This window comes from Prosthecobacter sp., from assembly GCF_044227185.1.
Classification (GTDB): domain Bacteria; phylum Verrucomicrobiota; class Verrucomicrobiia; order Verrucomicrobiales; family Verrucomicrobiaceae; genus Prosthecobacter.
Genome location: NZ_JBGAFO010000004.1, coordinates 358,872 through 379,812, shown reverse-complemented (window position 1 = coordinate 379,812; position 20,941 = coordinate 358,872). Strand labels below are relative to the sequence as shown.

At 61.2% G+C, this 20,941-nt stretch carries 14 protein-coding genes; 3 read left to right on the top strand and 11 right to left on the bottom strand.

The features are described from left to right. Positions 1 to 15: 15 nt before the first annotated feature. Together ACILSQ_RS12120 and ACILSQ_RS12115 are read left to right on the top strand one after the other, a co-directional pair. The gene (locus tag ACILSQ_RS12120; RefSeq protein ID WP_395743893.1) at positions 16 to 2,493 is read left to right on the top strand and encodes a hypothetical protein; all 2,478 of its coding nucleotides are present in this window, start codon (positions 16 to 18) and stop codon (positions 2,491 to 2,493) included. A 49-nt stretch (positions 2,494 to 2,542) separates the two neighbouring features. Continuing rightward, entirely contained in the window at positions 2,543 to 4,051 is a 1,509-nt protein-coding gene (locus tag ACILSQ_RS12115) for a sulfatase-like hydrolase/transferase (RefSeq protein ID WP_395743892.1), read from the top strand. A gap of 137 nt (positions 4,052 to 4,188) precedes the next feature. Here the strand turns inward: ACILSQ_RS12115 and ACILSQ_RS12110 are convergent, their stop codons facing one another. From ACILSQ_RS12110 to ACILSQ_RS12090, 5 genes are all read right to left on the bottom strand, one after another. Further along, positions 4,189 to 5,724 (bottom strand): FAD-dependent oxidoreductase, encoded by a 1,536-nt coding sequence (locus tag ACILSQ_RS12110; RefSeq protein ID WP_395743891.1) that lies wholly within the window; start codon positions 5,722 to 5,724, stop codon positions 4,189 to 4,191. After that, on the bottom strand, positions 5,721 to 7,715 hold the full coding sequence (locus ACILSQ_RS12105; RefSeq protein ID WP_395743890.1) for a VCBS repeat-containing protein: 1,995 nt from the start codon (positions 7,713 to 7,715) through the stop codon (positions 5,721 to 5,723). Before ACILSQ_RS12105 ends, ACILSQ_RS12110 begins: the two co-directional genes overlap by 4 nt. A gap of 353 nt (positions 7,716 to 8,068) precedes the next feature. Further along, positions 8,069 to 8,518, bottom strand: coding sequence for a nuclear transport factor 2 family protein (locus ACILSQ_RS12100; protein ID WP_395743889.1), 450 nt, complete (start codon positions 8,516 to 8,518; stop codon positions 8,069 to 8,071). Further along, positions 8,515 to 9,435, bottom strand: a complete 921-nt coding sequence (locus ACILSQ_RS12095; protein WP_395743888.1) for an alpha/beta hydrolase — start codon at positions 9,433 to 9,435, stop codon at positions 8,515 to 8,517. The genes ACILSQ_RS12100 and ACILSQ_RS12095 overlap by 4 nt, the downstream gene beginning before the upstream one ends. A gap of 2 nt (positions 9,436 to 9,437) precedes the next feature. Beyond that, on the bottom strand, positions 9,438 to 10,199 hold the full coding sequence (locus tag ACILSQ_RS12090; protein ID WP_395743887.1) for a DUF2334 domain-containing protein: 762 nt from the start codon (positions 10,197 to 10,199) through the stop codon (positions 9,438 to 9,440). Positions 10,200 to 10,285: 86 nt separating this feature from the next. Between ACILSQ_RS12090 and ACILSQ_RS12085 the strand changes: the two genes are divergently transcribed. Next, on the top strand, positions 10,286 to 10,657 hold the full coding sequence (locus ACILSQ_RS12085; protein WP_395743886.1) for a glyoxalase superfamily protein: 372 nt from the start codon (positions 10,286 to 10,288) through the stop codon (positions 10,655 to 10,657). A gap of 76 nt (positions 10,658 to 10,733) precedes the next feature. On the opposite strand, the gene ACILSQ_RS12080 is transcribed toward ACILSQ_RS12085, so the two are convergent. The 6 genes from ACILSQ_RS12080 to ACILSQ_RS12055 form a co-directional block, all read right to left on the bottom strand. After that, a complete protein-coding gene (locus tag ACILSQ_RS12080; RefSeq protein ID WP_395743885.1) occupies positions 10,734 to 11,510 on the bottom strand; it encodes an alpha/beta hydrolase family protein in 777 nt (258 codons plus the stop codon). Positions 11,511 to 11,538: 28 nt separating this feature from the next. Beyond that, the gene (gene recQ, locus ACILSQ_RS12075) at positions 11,539 to 13,725 is read right to left on the bottom strand and encodes a DNA helicase RecQ (RefSeq protein ID WP_395743884.1); all 2,187 of its coding nucleotides are present in this window, start codon (positions 13,723 to 13,725) and stop codon (positions 11,539 to 11,541) included. A 59-nt stretch (positions 13,726 to 13,784) separates the two neighbouring features. Beyond that, positions 13,785 to 15,815: an SUMF1/EgtB/PvdO family nonheme iron enzyme gene (locus ACILSQ_RS12070; RefSeq protein ID WP_395743883.1), complete on the bottom strand. Its 2,031-nt coding sequence runs from the start codon at positions 15,813 to 15,815 to the stop codon at positions 13,785 to 13,787. A gap of 307 nt (positions 15,816 to 16,122) precedes the next feature. Further along, on the bottom strand, positions 16,123 to 17,658 hold the full coding sequence (locus ACILSQ_RS12065) for a sialate O-acetylesterase (protein ID WP_395743882.1): 1,536 nt from the start codon (positions 17,656 to 17,658) through the stop codon (positions 16,123 to 16,125). Positions 17,659 to 17,693: 35 nt separating this feature from the next. Beyond that, entirely contained in the window at positions 17,694 to 18,923 is a 1,230-nt protein-coding gene (locus ACILSQ_RS12060; RefSeq protein WP_395743881.1) for a sialidase family protein, read from the bottom strand. Positions 18,924 to 18,955: 32 nt separating this feature from the next. After that, complete coding sequence (locus tag ACILSQ_RS12055; protein ID WP_395743880.1) at positions 18,956 to 20,941, bottom strand: FAD-dependent oxidoreductase; 1,986 nt, start codon at positions 20,939 to 20,941, stop codon at positions 18,956 to 18,958.

Sequence of the window (20,941 nt, the reverse complement as noted above, 5' to 3'; positions counted from 1 at the left end):
CTGACTCCTAAGACCATGCCCTCTTATGCTGACCTGAATCCCTTCATTTCCACGAGCGTGGGCGAGAACGACCTCTGGAATGCCGCCTCCTTTCTGGATGTGCCCTACATCCACTCCGTGCCGTTTGGCGCCCTGCGCATCGCGGTGGACCAGGTCCGCGGCCAGCACCGCAGCCAGGTGCGTTTCGTGCGCGGTGCCGGCGGCTCGGGCAAATCCCACCTCTTCTCCCGCCTCCGGCGCGAGTGTGCGGACTCCATCTTTTACGCCTATGCGCCCAATCCTCCCCTGCAGCCGGAGGCTTTGGAAAACTTCATCCTCACACGCTTTGTCAGCAGCCTGCGTCATCCAGCGCGCAGCAAGGAGGGCAGGGAGGCGCCCTACAGCCAGCTCCGCCTGCTCGCCTACGCCCTGCTGAAGCCCGTGGTGGAGCAGGACTTCACCTTCCCTCAGCTCCATGAAGCCTGGGCGGAGATCAGCCTCGAAACCCGCAAGGAGATGATCCATCAGGCGGTCCAGCTCCTGGAGGCCGAGCACCCCATGGTGCCCCGCAGCGTACTGCGTTGCCTGCTCAATGTCCTGCGCGATGACAAGGAGCACCTCGCCGCGCAGTGGCTCTCCGGCGCCGCCTATCTCACCGAAAATGAGCTGAAGTACCTCGGTGTCGTGGAGCCGCTGGCACGCGCGGAAATGGGTGGCGTCATCCAGCTCTTTGGCAAACTGGCCTCGCAAGCGGGGTCTCCCGCCGTCCTCGTGCTCGACCAGCTCGACCTCGTCATCAGCCAGCCGCAGCTCGATGAAATGCAGCGCCTCCTCTTCACGCTCATTGATCAAAGCGAAAACTGGGTCGTGCTCATCGGTCTCGTGGCTGAACGTTTCGCCGCATGGGATGCCGCCCTCACTCAGGCCCTTCGCGGCCGTGTCGGTGTGCCGGACTCCAATGCCCCGCTGGGCTTCCGCCTTCCGGTCGTTGACATGCTGCCCATCGCCAATGAGCAGAAGCGTCTTCTGCTCCATTGCCGCCTCGAGACTCCTGCGCTTGTCGAGCAGCGCCAGAAAGACGGCATCACCTCATCCATTTATCCGCTGCTGGAGGAAGACGTGGCACGTCTCACCAGCGGCGGGGCCATCTTTCCGCGTCATCTTCTGGCGGCTGCCGCCGAGGCCTACGCCATGCGCACCACTTCGTCGGCTCTGCCGCCTGAAGTCATCGGCGCCGTCGCTGCGCAGCCTGTGGCTCCTCCGTCATCGCCTGCACAGCCAGTCGCTGCGCCGCCGGTATTCGCAGTTCCGCCAGCCCCGGTGGCTGCTCCTCCACCTTCGGCACCCGTGATCGTGGCCGCGCCTGCAGTTCCCATGGTCGCCCCCGCAGCGGCTCCGGCGGTGCCCGCAGCGGTTCCTGTGGCGGAGGTGGCCAGGGAGGTGCATGCAGTGGCTGTTCTACCTGCACCTGCTGCGGTGCCGGTGCCCTCGCCTCTCCCTGCTCCTGCCGCGTCGGCCGTTCCCAAGACTCCCCTGGCGGAGAAGGTGGACGAACTCCTTCAGCAGGCTGTGGCCGCGGCCCGCGCCGAAACCGCCAACCCCACCGCCATCGACCTCGGCGAGCGCACCCGTGATCTCATCCAGTTCATGGTCGCTCCGCCCGTCACCATCACCGAGGGCGACATCCGCAAAACCTACGACAACTTCGACGGCTCCGACCGCTGGTTTGAGTGGGGCGGCGGCCGGGTGCGCATCGTCACCAGCGATGCCATGCGCGGCAGCCTCATCGCCGTGCTGGAGCGCATCAAGGAGGCCGCTGGAGACACCCTCCTGCTGCGCAACTACTTCGCCCCCGTCTCCGGCCAGCTCACCATGGAGCTGCTCAATACCTTCAAGTCGAGGAACACCTTCCATCACATCCCGGCTTCGGAGGCCGCCGTTCTCATCGCGCTCGGCAGCATGCTCGCCGCCCAGCGCGAAGGCTCCTACGACCACCTCGTCACCGAGCCGCCCGCCACAAAGGACAACGTTCTCGCCGCCCTGCGCGCGCACCCGCTTCTGCGGGGCCTCCGCTTTTGGGAGATGATCCAAAAAGTGCACGCCCCCAAGGCGGCGCCGTCCGGCCCTCCGCAGTCTTCCGTGCTCTCCTCCATCATTCGGCCTTCCGCTGCACCGGTGGCAAAGCCCCCGCCCGTGGCTGCTTCACCGGTCGTTCCTCCCGCAGTGGTGGCTGCACCTGCAGCCGTTGCACCGGTTGTTGCTTCTCCCGTCGCTGCCGCACCCATCGCCCCAGTCGCCAAGCCTCCGGTCGCGCCCCCTGCCATCCCGGGTGCCAAGCCGCCACCACCGCCCCCTTCGGGTGCCACCAAGCCTCTCGCCCGCCCGCCTTCACCACCGGTTTCGAAACCCATCGCCAAGCCGCCGGCACCACCCATGATGAAGCCGCCTCCCGGAGCCGCCCGCCCGCCCGTGGCCAAGCTCCCGCCCCCTTCGCAGGGGACGAATGCAGCCTGAGTCAATTCCCGGCTACAAAGCCCGCCTGCGCGACGTTAACCCGCGCACCATGAAAGCACTCGTCTGCCTCCTCCTCGGCACCTTCACGCTGCACGCCCTCGCCGCGGAGGCGAAGCGCCCCAACATCCTCTTCATCTACGCCGACGACCAATCGACAAAAACCGTCGGCTGCTATCCCGGTTCCTGGCCCTGGGTGAAGACACCAAACATTGACGCCCTGGCCAAAAACGGCACACGCTTTCACGCCGCCTATCTCGGCTCCTGGTGCATGCCCTCCCGTGCCACCATGCTCACCGGCCGCTTCCCGCACGGCATCGAGTCCATGTCCATGGAGGGCAAATACCCCGGCAGCACCTACGATCCAAAACAGTGCCCCTTCATCCCCGCCGAGATGCGCAGGCAGGGCTACCACACCGCGCAGATCGGCAAATGGCACACCGGCACAGACACCGGCTGGGGCCGCGACTGGGACCATCAGATCGTCTGGAACCGCCCCCTGCACCCGGAAAACGCCGGCGCCTACTACACCCAGCAGATCATGAGTGTCGATGGCAAGGAGCAGACCATCGAAGGCTACCCCGCCGACAACTACACCCAGTGGTCGCTCGACTACATCCGCGGCAAAAATCGCGATGCCGCAAAGCCCTGGTATCTCTGGGTATGCTATGGCAGCGTTCACGGCCCCTCCACCCCCGCCAAACGTCACAAAGGCAGCTATAAGGATGCCCCGGTTCCCATCCCCGCGGACATCTTCCCACCACGCCCGGACAAGCCCGACTACCTCAGCAAAATGCAGGCCTGGACCAAAGGCCCCGACGGCCACCCCATGGCGGGGAAAGGCGGCGAAGCCTTCGGCGAAAGCAAGAAAGGCAAGCGCTTCGACGACTGGGTGCGCCAGGTGAACGAATGCGTTCCCGCCATCGATGAAGGCGTCGGCCAGCTCATCGCCGCCCTCAAAGAATCCGGCCAGTACGAAAACACCCTCATCATCTACACCGCAGATCAGGGCTTCTCCATGGGCGAGCACGGCTTCCGTACGAAGCTCGCGCCTTATGACGCAAACTACCGCTCCCCCCTCATCATCAGTATGCCCTCCCGTTTCCCCACCGGAAAAGTGTGCGCCGCCTCCGTCAATGCCCCCGACCTCGCCGCCACCTTCCTCTCCATCACCGGCGTCAAAGTCCCCTGGCAGACCCATGGCCGCGATCTCACCCCGCTTCTCGAAAAGCCCGACACCCCATGGCCGCACGCATGCTACTACGAGCACATGGGAAATGAATACGGCGCCAAAGTCAGCCAGACCATCCTCACCGGCGCCAAGCAGGACAATCATCAAGGCGTGCCGCTCTACAGCGCCCTCGTGCAGGATCAGTTCAAGCTCGTCCACTACCTCGACGGCAAGTCCGGCGAAGAACTCTACGACCTCAAGAACGATCCCGAAGAACTCAAAAACCTCATCACCGATTCCTCTCAAGCCGAGCGCCTCAAAAAACTCCGCGCCGCCATGAAAGCCGAACTCAAACGAACCCAATCCGGCTTCACCGATTTCGTCAAATAACGCGCGGCACCACTCCGGAACGTAGGATGGGCATGGCGACAGCCCGCCGTACAGTACTCATCTCGCTCCGCGAGATGAGCCCAGCGCGCTCAACCCGCACAGCGCTCCCAAACACCCATCCCACCTCCGTTCCCCCTTCAAGGCCTCAACACCGCCCCCTGCCTCACCAGCTCTTCCTGCATCTCCCCCACCGGCACCTTCCGCAAATCCACGCCATGCTGGATCGCCAGATGCGCCGCCACTCCCGCCGCCTGCCCCAGCGCCATCCACGTCGGCTCCAGCCGGATGCTTGAAAACGCCACATGCGTCGTGCTCGCAGGCACCGGCACGATCAGGCCATCAATCTTCTTCGGCACCATGATCCGATACGGAATCTGATACGGCCGCGTGATCTTCTTCAGCATGCCCAGGTAACCCTCCAGCACCACCGTGTCCCCCGGCTGCCGCTTCTGCATCGGAAAACTGTCGATCGGAAACTCCCCCACCGCGATCGCATCCTCATGCCTCCTCTCAGACGGCAGTCCCTCCTGCTCCGTGATGTTCCTCTCGCTTAGCGTAAACTCCCCCACCAGCCGCCGGCCCTCCCTCACATAAAGCTGAAACGGAAAGTGCCCATACTCCGGAAACTCATCTTTGCACGGCTGATACTTCAGCGCCGTCTCACGCGCATTCTGCGGCACCTCGCTGTCATGCTGCAAAAACCACAGCAGCCCCAGCGAGAGATCCCGAATCTTCTTGGTGATCCGCTCCCGCTCCGCCCACCCGGCCTCAATGTAGCCCGCATTCTCCTCCGCAAACACAAACCCCAGCGGCAGCGGCTTCATGTTCAGCTCCACCTTCTCATTCGGCAGCTTCCTCACCGTGAAAGCAATCGTCGTCAGATTCTCACCAAACCTCCCACCCTTCAGATCATCAAAATACCCCAGATACCGCGCCCGGTCATACCCCTTCGGCGCAGCAGTCAGCGGCACCTGATTCTCCGGATTCGAAGACAGCGGAATCCGAAACGTAAACGCCTGCATCCGCTTGTCCCCCTCACCCGTGCCACCGATGCGCTCACCGCCAGGCACATTGTAAATATGCCCCGCATGCGGCTCCCCAAACTCATCCCGCCCTTCACGCCCCAGTCGAAACTCCGCCCCCGCCGCAGCAATCAAATCCCCCTCATAAGTCCCATCCACAAACACCTTCGCCTTCAGCTTTCGCTTCTCCTTCGTCCCCCGGTTCAGGATCGTCACTCCCACCACCCGCCCATCCTTCACCTCGGCACTCACCAGTTCATGATGCTTCAGCACCGTGATCTCCGGCTGCTCCTTCACAAAACTCTCAAGCACCTCCTCCGCCACCTTCGGCTCATACCAGTAGCCATCTTTGCACAGCTTCACCGCCTCCGACTTCTCTCCATAAGCCGCCACATAGCGCGCCTTCACGCGATCCACAAACTCGCGAAAAAATCCCTGAATCATCGCACGGTTTTCAATGTCACTCGCCCCCAGCCCGCTCGCGCTCATCCCGCCAATACGCTGGTGATACTCCACCAGCGTCACCGCATGCCCCAGCCTCGCCGCCGTCACCGCCGTGGCGATTCCTCCAGGCGTCCCTCCAATGACAACAACTTCCTGCGCCCGCAGTGCGGTTGCGCACAGCGCGATCAATAAACAAAAGTACTTCATGGCTTCGTTTGCAGTTTTTTCCCCGGCAGCAGAAACAATCTCCCTGCTTCGTTGCAGATAAGGAGGTTCGGCCCGTTGCCACCCAGCATTGTGCCCACCGCGCCCGTTTCGTGCGCACCACCCGGTTGAATGACCTTGCCCTCCGCATCCTGAAACGTCAGCGGCCTCGCAAATTTCATCTTCGCATTCGTCCCCGTGTTCAGCATCACCAGCGGCGTTCCCAGCGTCTTCTTCAGCTTCGTCGGCAGCGTGGAATCCACCAGTTTCCCAATCACTCCGCCCACCACCGGATTCTGCCCCAGAGCCGCCATCGGGTATCCCGTCGCCCGGTCAGGAATCGAGCACACCCGTCCCGTGCCGATCACAAAATCCAGTTTCCCATCCTGGTTCCAGTCAAAGAAGTCCAGCTTGCACCTCCCGCTCATTCCCGCCACGCCACCACTTGCACCTATGGGCTTTCCATCCTCCAGCAGCAGCTTCCCGCCATCCTCCACATTGAAGTCATCAATGCGCCAGTACAGATGAAACTGATCGTCTCCATCCACGATCGCCAGCGCCACCCGCTCCCCGATCTTCGCCAGCGCCGCACGGCAGCGCCACATCCCGTGTAGATCAATGCCATCGCAATAAATCGGATGCGCCGCCTCCAGCTTCGCCTCAGCCTTCGTGCCACGATTCATGTAGATCATGTAGTTCCCCGTGATGTCGCCTGTGATCAGATCCGGCAGTTCATCTCCATTCCAATCCATCACGTTCGGCGAGAGATACCCCCACCGCGCCTCCTGCAGTCCCTGCAAACTCCCCGCATAGCCTGCCTGCACCTGAATCTCACGCCCGCCCGCCCGCACCCGCGTCGCCGGCAGAAGCTTCGGCTCCTCATCGCTCCCCACATTTTTAAAGAACAGCACAAATCCCTCCGAATTTCCCGCCAGGATGTCCAGCACCCCATCGCCATCCCAGTCCACCGTCGTCGGTGCCGGCAGCGTTCCCGCATACAGGTCCGCATGCTCCTGCAGCACCGAAACCGGCTCCGTAAAAACCGGCGCACCCGCCTGCGTGAACTTCCCCGTAAACCGGTAAAAATACAGCGACCCCTCACCGCACGCGATCAGCCCGCCACCATACGCGCACACACTCGGGTTGATGCTCGGATGCCTCAGCGCATTCCCATCCTCCCCCGCAATCAGTCGCTTCGTCTCCAGTTCAAACCCGCTCACCGCTTTGTTCCGGTAATACACCAGATTCCCCTGTCGCGATCCCGTCACCACATCACGCTCATGCCCCGCACCCAGATTCACCCCCGTGATGCCATGCATCGAAAAATACACCTCATTCTTCGTCTTCGTGATCTGCTTCGCTTCTCCTTTGTCCGTCACTCCCATCAGATAGCGATACCTTAGCTCTCCCACGGCAATCCCCGATGAATTAAACGGCCGCCACTCCTCCGTGTTCGGGCTCCCCTCCGGCCCCTTGCCCCCGTTCGACATCTCAAATGCCAGATCATAGCTGCCATCCTCATTCAGCAGCACCCCCACGCTCCCCGGCGACCTCACCGCCCCCGGCAGCTTCACACGTTTCGTCTCCCGAAACTCCAGCTTCTCACGGTCAAACTCCGTCGTCACCAGCGCATCCTTGTCAATCCACAGTCCGACAATCGCACCATCCTTCCGCTGAAACACACTCCCCTTGTCTTTAAACGCGCACTTCACCTCCACCGGCCGCGCAAACACAGGCGCACCCGTCTCCGCCGTATCCACCCACCGGAACAAATGCACCGCCAGCGGCCCCCCATACCCCGCCACAAACAAATCATCCTCCTTCCCCCCAAACACCCGCGCATGCCCCAGCACATGATGATTCAAATTCACCAGCGCCAGCGGCCCCCTCCCATTCACCGCCGCCGAAGCCAGCGCCCTCGTCCCCTCCGGCAGATGCGGCTCTGCCGCCAGACACGTCGCAGCAAAAAAGACGAACACAAAAAGCAGTTTCATAGAAGATCCAATGCGCCTCAAGCCCAAAGCCTCAGCGCATCCACCTAACGCTCGATTCCCCATGTCATTTATCCACCATTCACAGTCACCTGATGCACAATCTTGAACCCCGCATGCGCATCTTTGACATGCGAGGCATTCGCCCATGCATCAACGCTCTCTTCGCTCTCCAGCCCTGAAAGGGCGACGTAATATAGCCCAGGGCAAGCGAGCCTGAGCGAGCGCCGCCCTGGGTTGTTTTGCAAAAACAGGAAAGCAAACCCAACGTTTCGCCGCATCCAGCAACCCCTAGCAGCGTGCACCACCCGCTCCGCCGCACACGCAGTGCCAGCGCTCACTACCGCCACGGCACCCTACTTCGCCGCAGCCCCCGGAGCCCCCAGCTTGCACGACTGCCACGCCAGAAACTTCCATGTCCCTCCCTCAAGCCGCCACACCGCCAAAAATGCCAGCGTCGGCTCGATCATCCCCGCCTGCGTCCCAATTTTAAAGTTCGCGCTTCCCGTCATCAGCGCGATCCCCGGAGCTGGAAACGTAAACTTCCTCTCCACATAATCGATCTCCTGGTACTTCGTCGTGCCCTTCACCAGCACCTCGATGAACGAGCTTTTCGTGTCCACCACACCCGATGAGTGCGCATAGCGCAGCTCATCCGAAAAAATCGCGCCCAGCTTGTCACGATCCGGGGACTTCATCGCCGCCACCCGCGCATCATCCGCCGCCTGCACCGCAGCCAGCGGCGCCTCCTCGGCAAAGGAGACAAAAGCGACAAGGCAGAGCAGGGAGGTAATCAGTGTTTTCATGGCTTGGATGTTTTGGCGGTCAGTTGTTTCACAATGAAATTCCAGATGTCGTCATACCCTTCGGTGGGATGACCCGGATACTTCACGTAGCAGGTGGCTCCGGCTGCAAGCGCCAGCTTCTGAAATCCCACCGCCCACGCCGGCGAATGCACGTCATAATTGTTCTGCGTCAGCGGCGTGCGCACCTTCGTCTTCTTCCCACTGCTGTCCACCTTCGTCTCCACGATGTCATCCGGCTTCGTCATCCCCCACTCGTTCTCAAAATACATCGGTGTCGCGTTCTTGTGCAGCAGCCAGTCCGGCGACCACTTCTTGATCACCGGCAGCAGTTCATCCCGCCGCTTCAGCGACTCTTCAAAGCTGCACCCCAGCGCCGGCGCTCCCCACTGCACCCCCGGCACCCACTCCTGCATCCGCTTCGGATCAATCGTTGGCTGGCAGCGATACGCCGCGATGCACGTCACCAGCTCCGGCGCTTTGCACCCCACATACAGCGCCGGCAGCGCCCCCTGCGATCCACCACCCAGCGCGATGCGCTTCGGATCCAGCTTCCACTTCTCCGCATTCTCCACCACAAACTTCACCGCGCTCATCGCATCCTCCAGCACATAGGAGATCGGCTCCGCCGCCTTGTCCCTCGTCGCATCCTCCATCGTCCGCACCTCCACCGCGATCACCGCAATCCCATGCGGAAAAAAGCGGTTCACATCCACCGCATGCTTGGACGCCTTCCAGATCCCCCCAAACCACAGCAGGGCAGGGAAGGGGCCCTCTCCCTTCGGCGGCACATGAATGTCGATCAGTTGATGCGGATGCACCCCATACGGCACATCCGCCTGCGTCGGCTCCGGCGGATTCGCCGCGCGCGCAGAAGTCACAGCCAAAGCCAGGGCAGCAAACAGAAGACAAAATTTCATGATCATTTCGACTGGGTTTTCTTCAGATACTCCGAAGGCGTCATGAACACAACGTTCTTCGATTTCAGAAACTCAATGATCCCGGTGAATCCTGCCCAGCGCTTGTCATCCCACTGGTCCGGATGCCCCTGCAGCACCAGCACCTCCCGCTTCGCCGCCTTCGCTTCATAGAAGGTTTTAAATTTCTCCAGGTCCGGCACAAACGTCGGATTCTCCAGCGCCATCACCCGCGGAATGCTCAGCCGCTTGTAGTACTTTGGCTTCTCCGGCCCATACAGCCAGATCGTCACCTCCGGCACCAGTTCCATCGCTTCATCCGTGGCCTCAGTCGTCCCGCTCCAGTGCGGGCCAAAGGCCGGCAGCGTGAAGCCCAGCTTCTCCTTCGCCAGCTTTTCTCCCTTCGCCAAAATCGCCCGCTGCTCCTCCGCCGTCCCATGCTCAAACTCCCCCGGCTCACTGGCCGTCTTCATGTGATAGCCATGCATCCAGAACTCGATCATCCCCGCCGCCTGCACTTCCTTCAGCCACTGAAAATACACCGCATTGTCCTTCTCCAGCGACTCCGTGATGATCCCAAACGATCCCTTGATGCCGTTCTCCTTCAGGTAGTCATGCACCTTCAGCCATCGGTCAGACACCGGCTTCGTCCCCACCCGCCGCGCGATCACATCATCCAGCTTCAGCAAAATAATCTGCTGTGCCTGCACCTTGGCAGCAAACAATGAAAGCAGAATAACAGCGGTGAAAAGAAAGGAGCGTCGCATGGCAGAAAGCAAAACTGCCCCGCCCCAGCTTCTTCCGCCAGCCTTTTTCACCTTTGATTTTGATCCGCCCCACGTTAGCTCCGCGCATGATCGAAATCCTGCAAACCATCCCCGTCCTGCGCATCTTCGACGAAGCCAAAGCCCGCGAGTTCTACTGCGGCTGGCTCGGCTGCACCGTCGATTTCGAGCATCGCTTCGAGCCCACCGCCCCGCTCTACATGGGAGTCACCCTTCACGGCCTGTCCCTCCACCTCTCCGAGCATCACGGCGATGGCACCCCCGGCACTCACGTCTTCATCCGCTGCAAAAACCTGCGCGCCTGGAACGCCGACCTCCTCGCCAAAAAATACAACTACAACCGTCCCGGCATCGAAGACGCCTTCTGGGGCGGCATCTGCATGACCCTCACCGACCCCTTCTGCAACAAGCTCATCTTCAGCGAGCAGGACGCAGCCTGAGCACCGCGTCCTGGTCCGTACTGGGAGCGCCGGCTTGTAGCCGGCTCTGGCGCTGCCCCCCTGAGTCACAAGCCACTCACTTCGCCCCATGCTTCAACACAAAGTCCACCAGCTCCCGGCACTCAAAAAACGAAGGCCCCACCTTGTGCCCCTCACCAGGAATCACCTTCACTTCGATCTTCCCGCCACCCGCCGCATACCGCTCCTTCAGCAGCCCCGTGTTCAGTTCATACGGCACCACCACATCCGAGTCCCCATGCACCACAAACATCGGCACCTTGTTTGCCAGCAACCCCTTTAAATTGTCGATCGGATTAAACTCCTTCAGCTTCGCGTTCAGCTCCTCTTCCGTCATCCCAAAATCCGCCAGCGTCTGCGCCTTGGAGTTCTTCAGCGGCCAGCTCGCCAGATTGCACACCGGGTAGATCCCCACCCACGCGCGCACCTTCTCCGGATTCCGAAACGCCCACGCCAGCGTCATCATTCCACCGCGGCTTTGCCCCAGCAGAATCGGCTTCGGCGAGTATCCGCGCTTCACCATCTCATCATAAAAAAGTGTGAACTTCGCCGTGCTCCCCGGCGCCCCGCGCACCTCGCCCAGGTCATATCCCGCGATGGCGATGCCCGCCTTCAAAAACGCATCCGTGTACGTTTTCCGGCCAAACAGCCCGATGCCCTTCAAAGTCGGCGCATACCACAGCCACGGCTTCCCCTCCGCCGGCTTTGGAGCTGCATACAGAAAAGCCTTGTGCCCATCGACCTCAAAAACCTCCGCCGTTTTTGGCAGCACCTCCTGCGCGAAGACCGGGCACGCCAGACTCAGGATGAGAAAAAGAAAACAGCAGCGGTTCATGCTCATAGAATCGAAAGCTCTCATCCGATTATTTCCGTGTTTCAAACGCCCGGAAATAATGCAGCACCGGATATTCATAACGGTTGCCCAGCGCCTCCCTCAGCTTGCCCAGACTCTCCATCCCATGCTCTGCCGCTGCCGCCCGCAGCTCCGCTTCTTCCTCGGCGCTGTAGTAGTCACGCGGATCCGCCTTCACCTCGCCCCGCTGAATCCCTTGCGCGATGTGGCTGTGAATCGTGCTCACCACCAGCCCGCGCAGTGCGGCGATCTTCTCCGCGCTGTGCCCCTGCCGTTGCAGCCGCAGCGTCTCCAGCACCGTGCCTGTCAGTCCATCCTCGCTCTTCATCTTCGGCGGCGGTGGCGGCGCGGCCTCAGCGGCAAATTTCAGCATTTCATGCCCCTCCAGCCACTGCGAGATCACACCCATGAAGGCCGCGCCATAGTCCGCCAGCTTCTGGCTGCCCACGCCCGGAATCGCCAGAAAACCCCGCTCCGTGTGCGGATACTCACGGCACATGTGGCGCAGGCTCGCATCGCCAAACACCACATACGGCGGCACTCCCTTCTCATCGGCCAGCCGCTTGCGCAGCGCACGCAGCTCAGCAAACAGCCCCTCATCACACGCGATGCTCCCCGCCTTCGCCACCTTCCCGGTGCTCGTGCCCGCCTTCACGGCTATCGGTACTCGCGTCAGCATCACGGGCGTGCGGTTCATCAGCGTCGCCAGCCCCTTCTTGGAAAGACTCAGCGTCTGAAACGAATCCGCTGTCGCATCGATGTAGCCTTCCCGGATGAGCTGCCGCCCCAGCACCGCCCATTCCTCGCGCGGCACATCCTTGCCGATGCCATACGTGCTGAGCTGGTCATGGTACCACTTGCGGATCTTCTCCGTGTTTGCCCCCGCCAGCACTTCCACCACATGATTCAGCCCCGTGCTAAATCCGCTCTTCTGCCGGATGCGGAAGATGCAGCTCAGCAGTTTCTGCGCATGCGTCGTCGCGTCCCACTGCTCGCGTGGCTGCAGGCAGATGTCGCACCCGCCGCAGTTGTCCCCCGGCCACTGTTCGCCAAAGTAATCCAGCAGCGCCACACGGCGGCATTCCGTGCCCTCCGCAAAATCCGCCATCATGCGCATCTGCCGCGCCGCGATCTCCGCCGCCTGCGCGTCCGTCATCTCGTCGAGAAACTTCAGGTTCCTCACCAGGTCACCGCGCGAATACAGCAGCACGCACTCGCTCGGCAGGCTGTCGCGCCCCGCCCGCCCCGTCTCCTGGTAGTAGCCCTCGATGTTCTTCGGCAGATCCGCATGGATCACATAGCGCACATCCGGTTTGTTGATCCCCATGCCAAAGGCGATCGTCGCGCACACCACATTCGCCTCATCCCGGATGAAGGCCTCCTGGTTCGCCGCACGCTCCTCCGGCTGCAGCCCTGCGTGATACGCCACCGCCTTCACCCCCTCCGCGGTCAGCGCCGCCGCCAGGCTCTCCGCGCTCCTGCGCGACTGCACATACACAATGCCCGCCTCGCTCGGCCGCTGCCTCACAAAATCATACACCTGGCTCGTCGCCTTCGCCTTCGGCAGCACCGTGTAGCTCAGGTTTGGCCGGTTGAAGCTCGCCAGAAACACCTCCGGCTCATGCAGATGAAGCTGGCGGATAATGTCTTCGCGCACCTGCTCCGTCGCCGTGGCCGTCAGCGCCAGAAACGGTACTCCGGGCAGCGCATCACGCAGTTGACCCAGCGCGCGGTACTCCGGCCGGAAATCATGCCCCCATTGGCTGATGCAGTGCGCCTCATCCACCGCGATCGCAGTGACATTCCACCTTTGCAGATCGCTTACAAAATCCGGCATCATTACCCGCTCCGGCGCCGCATACAGCAGCTGGTAGTGCCCCTCTTCCAATCCCGACCGCCTTCGGTGCGCCTCGCTCCCTTGAATGGATGAATTGATAAACGTCGCCGCCACCCCGCTCGCCACCAGCGCATCCACCTGGTCCTTCATCAGTGCGATCAGCGGCGAAATCACCAGCGTCAGCCCCTCACGCGCCAGCGCCGGAAGCTGAAAGCACAGAGACTTCCCCGCGCCCGTCGGCAAAATCGCCACCACATCCCGCCCCGCCAGCGCCGCCTCCATGATCTCCCGCTGCAGCGGGCGGAACGTGTCATAACCAAAAGTCTGCTTCAGCAGTGGGGCGAGGTTGGCATGTCTCATGTCGTTTGCGCCTTCATAGTGAAATGTCCTCCCCAAATTGCCAGTCGAAGCTGCGCAGTTCACGGCCCCTCCGGCAGCTCCTTCAGCCACGCCAGATTAAAAACATAATGGTTCCTGCTTGTGATGAGCTGCACATTCCCGTCCCGGCTCTGGATCGCGGAAAGATAGCCGCACGGCTCCGCCATCGTGTCACTAAGTGCGAACATCACCCGGTCAATCCCATTGATGCTCCGCTCCTTCCCTCCAGGCGTGATCAGCCTCCGCACCGGCCACGTCCTCCCCTCATCAAACGACACCGCTGCAAACATCCCATATCCGCTAAACTCGCCCTTCTTCGACTTAAACCTCATCCCCTTCCGGTTCTTCCAGTCGCTCCACTGATCCGTAAAACTGCACAGCAAAATGCCACCCTCGCTCAGCCGGATCATCACCGCCCGCTGCACACTGCTGATCGCCGGAAATTCGCTCGCCTCATAGCTCCACGTCTTCCCCAGGTCGCTGCTGTAGCTGAACGGTGTCTTGAACCCAAACTTCGCCTGATCCTCCGCCTTGTCATTGCGACTCACAGCCATGATCCGTCCATCACCAAGCTGCACGATCGGCGCATGAATCCCCGGATAGCGAAAGCCCTTGCCACCCGGCCGAAAATCACTCGCCCGCTGCTTCACATCATTAAACTCCCACGTCTTCCCATCGTCGTGGCTGAAGACCAGGCTGCACTGCCGCGCATCATTCGTGATCACCAGCGTCCCGTCCGCCAGCCGGATCGTCTGATTCCCAAACTCCCCCACCGGCTGCGCCAGGACCGGCACCGACCACGTCACACCATTGTCCTTCGAAGTGCGCACCACATTCTCATCCCGCCCACGCACCAGGTGATACAGCGTGTCCTTGCCATCCCACCAGATCTTCGGCCCATGGTCATTCACGTCCGCCCCATCCCAAAACGGTGATGCCTCCTCCCACTCGCTGCTCCCGCGTCGCAAACGGCTCGCCACATTGCACAGCTCGTTCCCGCCCTCATCCACGCACGAATACCACACCGCCAGCAGATCCCCGTTCGGGCATTCCGTGATTCCCGGGCTGTGATTATGCGTGGAAAACAGCGGCCCATAGGAATCTGGCGCAATCTTCACAAATGGCTTCGGTGCGACAAAGAACGGCGGCTCATTTGGACCCGGCATGTCGTACCTGAGCACCTCCTGCCTGACATTCTGCGCATTCAGGGGCGGCGGTGCGGGAGGCAGCGTCTTTCCAGATGACATCTCTCCCATCACCACCCGAAATCCCACCCTGTTGCTCTGCGTCTGCGGCAGCCATGCCTCACGATTAGCCGACCGCAGCAGCCGCGCAAAGCTCGAGTGATGCCCCCCGCGAATCACCCGAAAATCCCCCGCGCTCCTCCCCATCGCATCGCTCTGCTCCCCCGCCTCATACGGCCCATACCAGTCCAGGCACCACTCGGAAACATTCCCGTGCATGTCATGCAGTCCCCACGCATTGGCCACCGTCTGCCCCACCCGCAGCCCCGCCTTGGCATCTCGCCGATACGGCTGCGGCCACTCACCCGTCCCGAAATACCGTTCTCCGTATCCCTTGTCACTCCACCACGGTTGAAACCCATCCGGCAGCGCATCACCCGTATGAAACAGCGTCGTCGTCCCCGCCCGGCACGCATACTCCCACTCCGCCTCGGTCGGCAGCCGGTACGTCTTGCCCTCCTTCTTCGTCAGCCATTCGCAGAACTTCACCGCCTGCTCCCACGTCACCGCATTCACCGCCTCATCCTCCGCCTCCTTCAGCCGAAAATCCGCATCATACTGCCGATACTGCCCCACCGTCACCTCCGTCATCCCCATGTGAAACCTCTGCGTGATCTTTACCCGATGCGCCGGCTTCTCATCCCAGTCCGCATCATCAAACTTCTCCGGATGCTTCACCATCTTGTAATCCGCCGCCGGCCCGTCCTGCCCCATCACAAAAGCCCCCGGCTCAATCCTCACCAGCCTCATCCCAATCGAATTCGTCACCGGCTCCGCCGCATGCAGAGAAGCCATCAAGGCAAAGCTCAAAACAAAACTCCGTGTCATAAACAAAATCATCAGTTGTTAATCGCACTCAGTTAAGCTCGGATTTCGTACGCTTTGCAACCACCAACGAATGCACGACCTTGAACCCCGCATGAGCATCTTTGACATGCGCGGCACTCGCAATTCGTTCAGCCCTGAAAAGGCGACATAGTACAGCCCAGGGCAAGCGAGCCTAGGCGAGCGCCGCCCTGGGTAATCGACAAGCAATCCGGGAAGATACCCAGCTCTCCTCCACACTCAGGGTTCACCAGCAGCGTCCTCAGTTCGCTCCGCCACACACCTGCCGCTCAACGCACGCCATCCCCCCTCACTCCCTCTTCACCACCACCCGAAACGGCCTCAGCGGCAGCCCCGCCCCGTTCTCCAGCGAAAGAATCGGATTCTCCGCCCACGCATACCGCAGCTCCTGCGGATTCGGCGCCTCCTTGCTCCACACCACCACCTGATTCCCCTCGATCTTCCCTTCCGCCCACACCCACTTTCCCTCGGCATTCTTCAGCACAAAGCCCCGCACATCTCCCCCACGCGCTCTCAGCCCCTCCGCGTGCTTCAAACGCACACGGACCTTGTCCCCCTCGACTGCATGCGATGCAAACTCCGGACTGTGCACCTCCCCCATTTCAAGCCCATACACCTCCGCTAGCGCCAGATTCGCTAGCCGATCACCCACCGGCTTCTTCACCGGAAAATGCGCATTCTCCGCGATCCCCAGATCAATCGCGCTCACCACACCCGTCTTTGGCAGCTTCAGCGCCGCATTCTGTACTTCACGGACCCAGGGCAAAGGCTTGTCCTCATCCGGCTTCGTCTGCAGTGGGTGCATGTTGTTCACCTCCACATAGTAAAACGGCAGCTCCGCATGCCAGTGCGCACGCCACGTGCGGATCAGCGTTTGAATCAGCTCCGGATATTCCTCCGGGTGCTTGCCATTCCCGTCCCCCTGAAACCAGATGACACCTTTCACCGCATAAGGCTCCAGCCCCGCGATCTTCCCATTGTAAAGCCGCGTCGGCACCTTGCTCCCATCCGGCGTGTAAAAAGGCCGCGGCCTCAGCTTCGCATTTTTCACCATGAGCTCCTGCGTCGGATTCGCCTTCCGCCACGCCGCCTCCTCTTCCTTGTACTTCGCCTCCGCCTCCTTCGAGTAGCCCTTCAGCGCCTCCTCATGCCGCTTCCAAATGGCCGCCCCCACCGAGGTCTCATCCAGCTCCTTCTTCGGAAGCCACATCTCCGCTCCCGTGCCGCCCACGGACGAGACAATCAGCCCCACCGGCACATGCAGCTTCTGCTGCAGCGCCAGCCCAAAATACCACGCCACCGCCGAGCATTTTCCAATGGTCTCTGGCGAGGCAATGGCCCAGTTTCCCCCCACATCCTCCTGCGGCTCATCCGCCCCACGGCTGCTCACCACAAAAAATCGGATCGCAGGCTTCACCGTCAGCGTCTGCGCCTTCGCTTCTGCCAGAGTCTCCGGCGCCACATTCGGTGCCCCCACCTGAAACGCCATGTTCGACTGCCCGCCTCCCAGCCACACCTTTCCAATCAGCACGTCCTTCACCGTCACCGTGTTCGCGCCCTTCACCGTCAGCGTCTGCGGCTGCTCAGTGGCCTTCATCGCACCCAGCATCACCTTCCACTTCCCATCCGCACCCGCCTTGGCGCTCTTCGTTTCCGTCGCCAGCGTCACCGTGATCTCCTCCCCCGCCTTCGCCCATCCCCACACCGGCACCTCCGTCTCCGCCTGCACCACCATGTGGTCGGAGAAAAGCGCGGGGAGCTTCACATTGGCACGCACCGAGACGGCGCAGGAGAGGAGCAAAACAAAGACGGCGAATGTTTTCATGGGCTTGGGGGTGCTGCTATCAACGTCAGTTCAAATCACTTCTTCAGCGTTCCTTTGCTCTTCTCAAATGCCTCCTCCATCAGTTGCGGCTCACGGCTCTTGTGCACTCCACCTTCACTATCGGCCAGCCGGTTGATCATCTGCTTCAGCTTGCTCCCCTCCGTCACAATCTTCCCCGCCTTGATGTCCGCTTCGCTGAACTTCGCAAACAAGATCTCCTGCTCGTCCTTCTCATACCGCCCGCGGTCATACGTCACATAGATAAATCCGTTCGCGCCCTCCGTCCCGTCCGGATAGCTCACCCGCTGCCGTTCATCCAGCATCAGCTTGTGCGGCCACGTCTTGCCATCGTCCTCGGAAAGCATCGCCGTCAGCCGGTCACGTCCTCGCGGCACATCATTCACCACCAGCAGCAGCGCGCCGGAGTTCAGCTTGCGCAAAAAGAAGCGCGTGTTCAGCCCCCGCTCCTTGGTAAAAGGCCCCTCGTTCACCCACGTCGCCCCATGGTCAAACGACTCCGCCTGCGCGATCCCATACGTCGTCCGCGCCATCATGAGCAGGCTCCCATCCTTCCTCTCCACCGCCATGTGCTCCGCAAACGACACATCCTTAATGCTGAACTTCGAGAGAAACGAATAGCTCTTCCCCTGATCTTTCGACACATAAAACTGCGTCCTCGTCCCCTGCTTCGTTTCCTGATTATTATCAATCGGCCTCAGCCAGTCACCATTCGAGAGCACCGTCGGCTTGTTCAGCCCCAGTCCAAAACCCGCCAGCACCGGCGCGTTCCACTTCGGCATCGCATCATCCGGATTTTCGCAGCAGAATCCCCACAGCGAGCGGATGCCCTCGGGATGTTTCACCTTCAAAATCCGAAACACAAACCACCACAGCCGCCCCTGCGGGTCGATCCACACATTTGGGTCCCCCGTGCTCCCTTCAAAAAACGTCGTCGGATCATACACCGCCACTGGGTTGCTCCACGTCACCCCATCATCATCGCTCGTCACCAGCAGCGCATGATTTCCGCTGCTCCCCTCGCTCAGCGGCCCCGCATACCACGTCGCCCACAGCCGCCCCTTTGCTGTACGTTCAATGCTCGGAATCCCCTGCCACATCCGCAGGCGCGGCCAATACTTCGGCCCCGGGTCCACCTTGATCACCGGCGGCGTCCTCGTCGTCACCCCAAAATCATCCGGCACCAGCGCAGTCGCCGGATCATTCGGCGGAGCCGCCATCACTGAAACCGCGCGCAGCAAAATCAACCCCAGCGCAAATGGGTTAAAACAAGACCTCTTCATTTGGTTTTCGTCATTGGTTCGATATTCAAAACACTTCCAGCCTCCAACAGCACCCGCTGCACCAGCCCCGGATCCAGCGCCCGCGGTTGGACGTTGTTCTGAATCGACAGCGCTGCGATGGCCCCCACTGCCTGCCCCATCATCATCGTATGCGGCTGCAACCGCGTAGCCCCATTCACCATGCGTGATTGAGAAATGTTTTTCTCCGCCGGCAGAAACCCATCCACTTTCTCCGGAATAAAACTCTCAAACGGAATCGCAAACGGCCCCGACCCCTTCCCGCCAAACTTGTCCGGAATATCCGCCTCACGATCCAGGTCCAGCTCCAGCCACTGCTTCTGCATCGACCCATGCATGTCCACCGGATAATCCCCCAGCGCCACCGTGTGCGGAAACTGCACCGGCTTCCCATTCTTCCGCTCGATCTCCCTCGCCGTCATCGTATGCAGCCCGATGATCCTCCGGCTCTCCCGCACATACGGAATGATCGAGAACTGATAAAAAATCGCGCGATACGGCCCCAGCTCCGGCCTCTCCTGCAGCCACTCATCAATCGCCTCGCGATTGCACGGCGTATCATATCCTTCGTCATTCGCCACCGCCCAGTCCGTCTTCCCCAGCGTATGCTGCATGAAGTAAATCAGATGCAGCGTCTTCAGCCGCATCGCACGATCAGTCGCCTTGCGCTGCACCGGATCCTCAATCTCAGCCACACTCGCCACATAGTCGTTGTTATAGTTCAGATGCGTCCGCGTGATCGGCGGCGAATCCCCCGGCCTCGAACTGTCCGGCATCCCGCGATACCCGATAAACGTCGCCCACGTCCACGGCTTGTCCTGGCTGCCCACCTTCTCACCATCCACCAGCGTCTTCACAAACGCCGCATGCACCTTCTCCGTATAACCCGGCGGCGCCTCAGCGATGCGCAGCTCCTCCGGCACCCCCTTCGAATACTGCTTCACCACCGCCGTCCACGTGTTGTCCTGCACCCGCCGCTTCACATCGATCGCGTCACTCGTGCAATTCCCCACCCGATACCTTGCCCCCGTCAGCGGGATCACATCGCCCCACTCCGTCGCATCGATCAGCACCCGGCATTGAATCGCCCGCGTCTTCCCATCCTTCTCAGTCAAATCCACCACCTCCACACCCGTCACCGTATCACCCATTTTTATGACCTTGCTCACCCGCGCACGCTCCACCAGATCCAGCACACCCTTGCCACGCGCATCACCCAGCAGCACATGCAGCAAATGGCGGCCGACTCGTGGCTCCAGGCACGTGTGGCTGTTCCAATACGCCGTCATAAAGTTGATGCCCAGTGGCTGATAATGCGAAGCCACCAGCCCGCACCATTCACGATAAAGCCCGCGCTTCCTCACCAGCGTGCCGCCTTCATCCATCGAGGTCACCGCCGCCGCGTTCATCTGTCCGCCGATCCAGTCTGTCTCCTCCAGCAGCAGCACCGTGCAGCCCATGCGCGCCGCCTGCATCGCCGCTCCGCATCCACCGGTTCCCGCACCTGCGATCACCACATCATAGCTCTCCTTCAGCTTCGCAAACGCCATCGCCTCCAGCGGCTTCACACTCGCAGACTTCGGTGCCTCCATCGGTAGCCTTCCCACGATGCGATCCAGCACGATTGCCACATTCGCTCCGTTGCACTGGCCACCTGCCACCGCATTCTTCTTCCAATAATCCGGCGAACTGATCAGCGCGCGTTGCACCAGCACATCCAGCGCCTCCTCCTTGGTCGCCACAGGCTTCAGGACTTTCACCAGCTCCACCAGCAGCCCCGCCACCTTCGCCCCGTCGCACTTGCCGCCTTCCACGGCATGCTCCATCCAGTACTCCGGTTCGCTGATAAGCTTCTTCTTTTGCAGCAGCGTGATGTTGTCTCGCGTCGTTTCCGGTTCGCGACCAGCGCCCAGCACCAGGGGCGATATAAGGAGCAAAGTGATGAGAAAAATGTTCAATTTCAT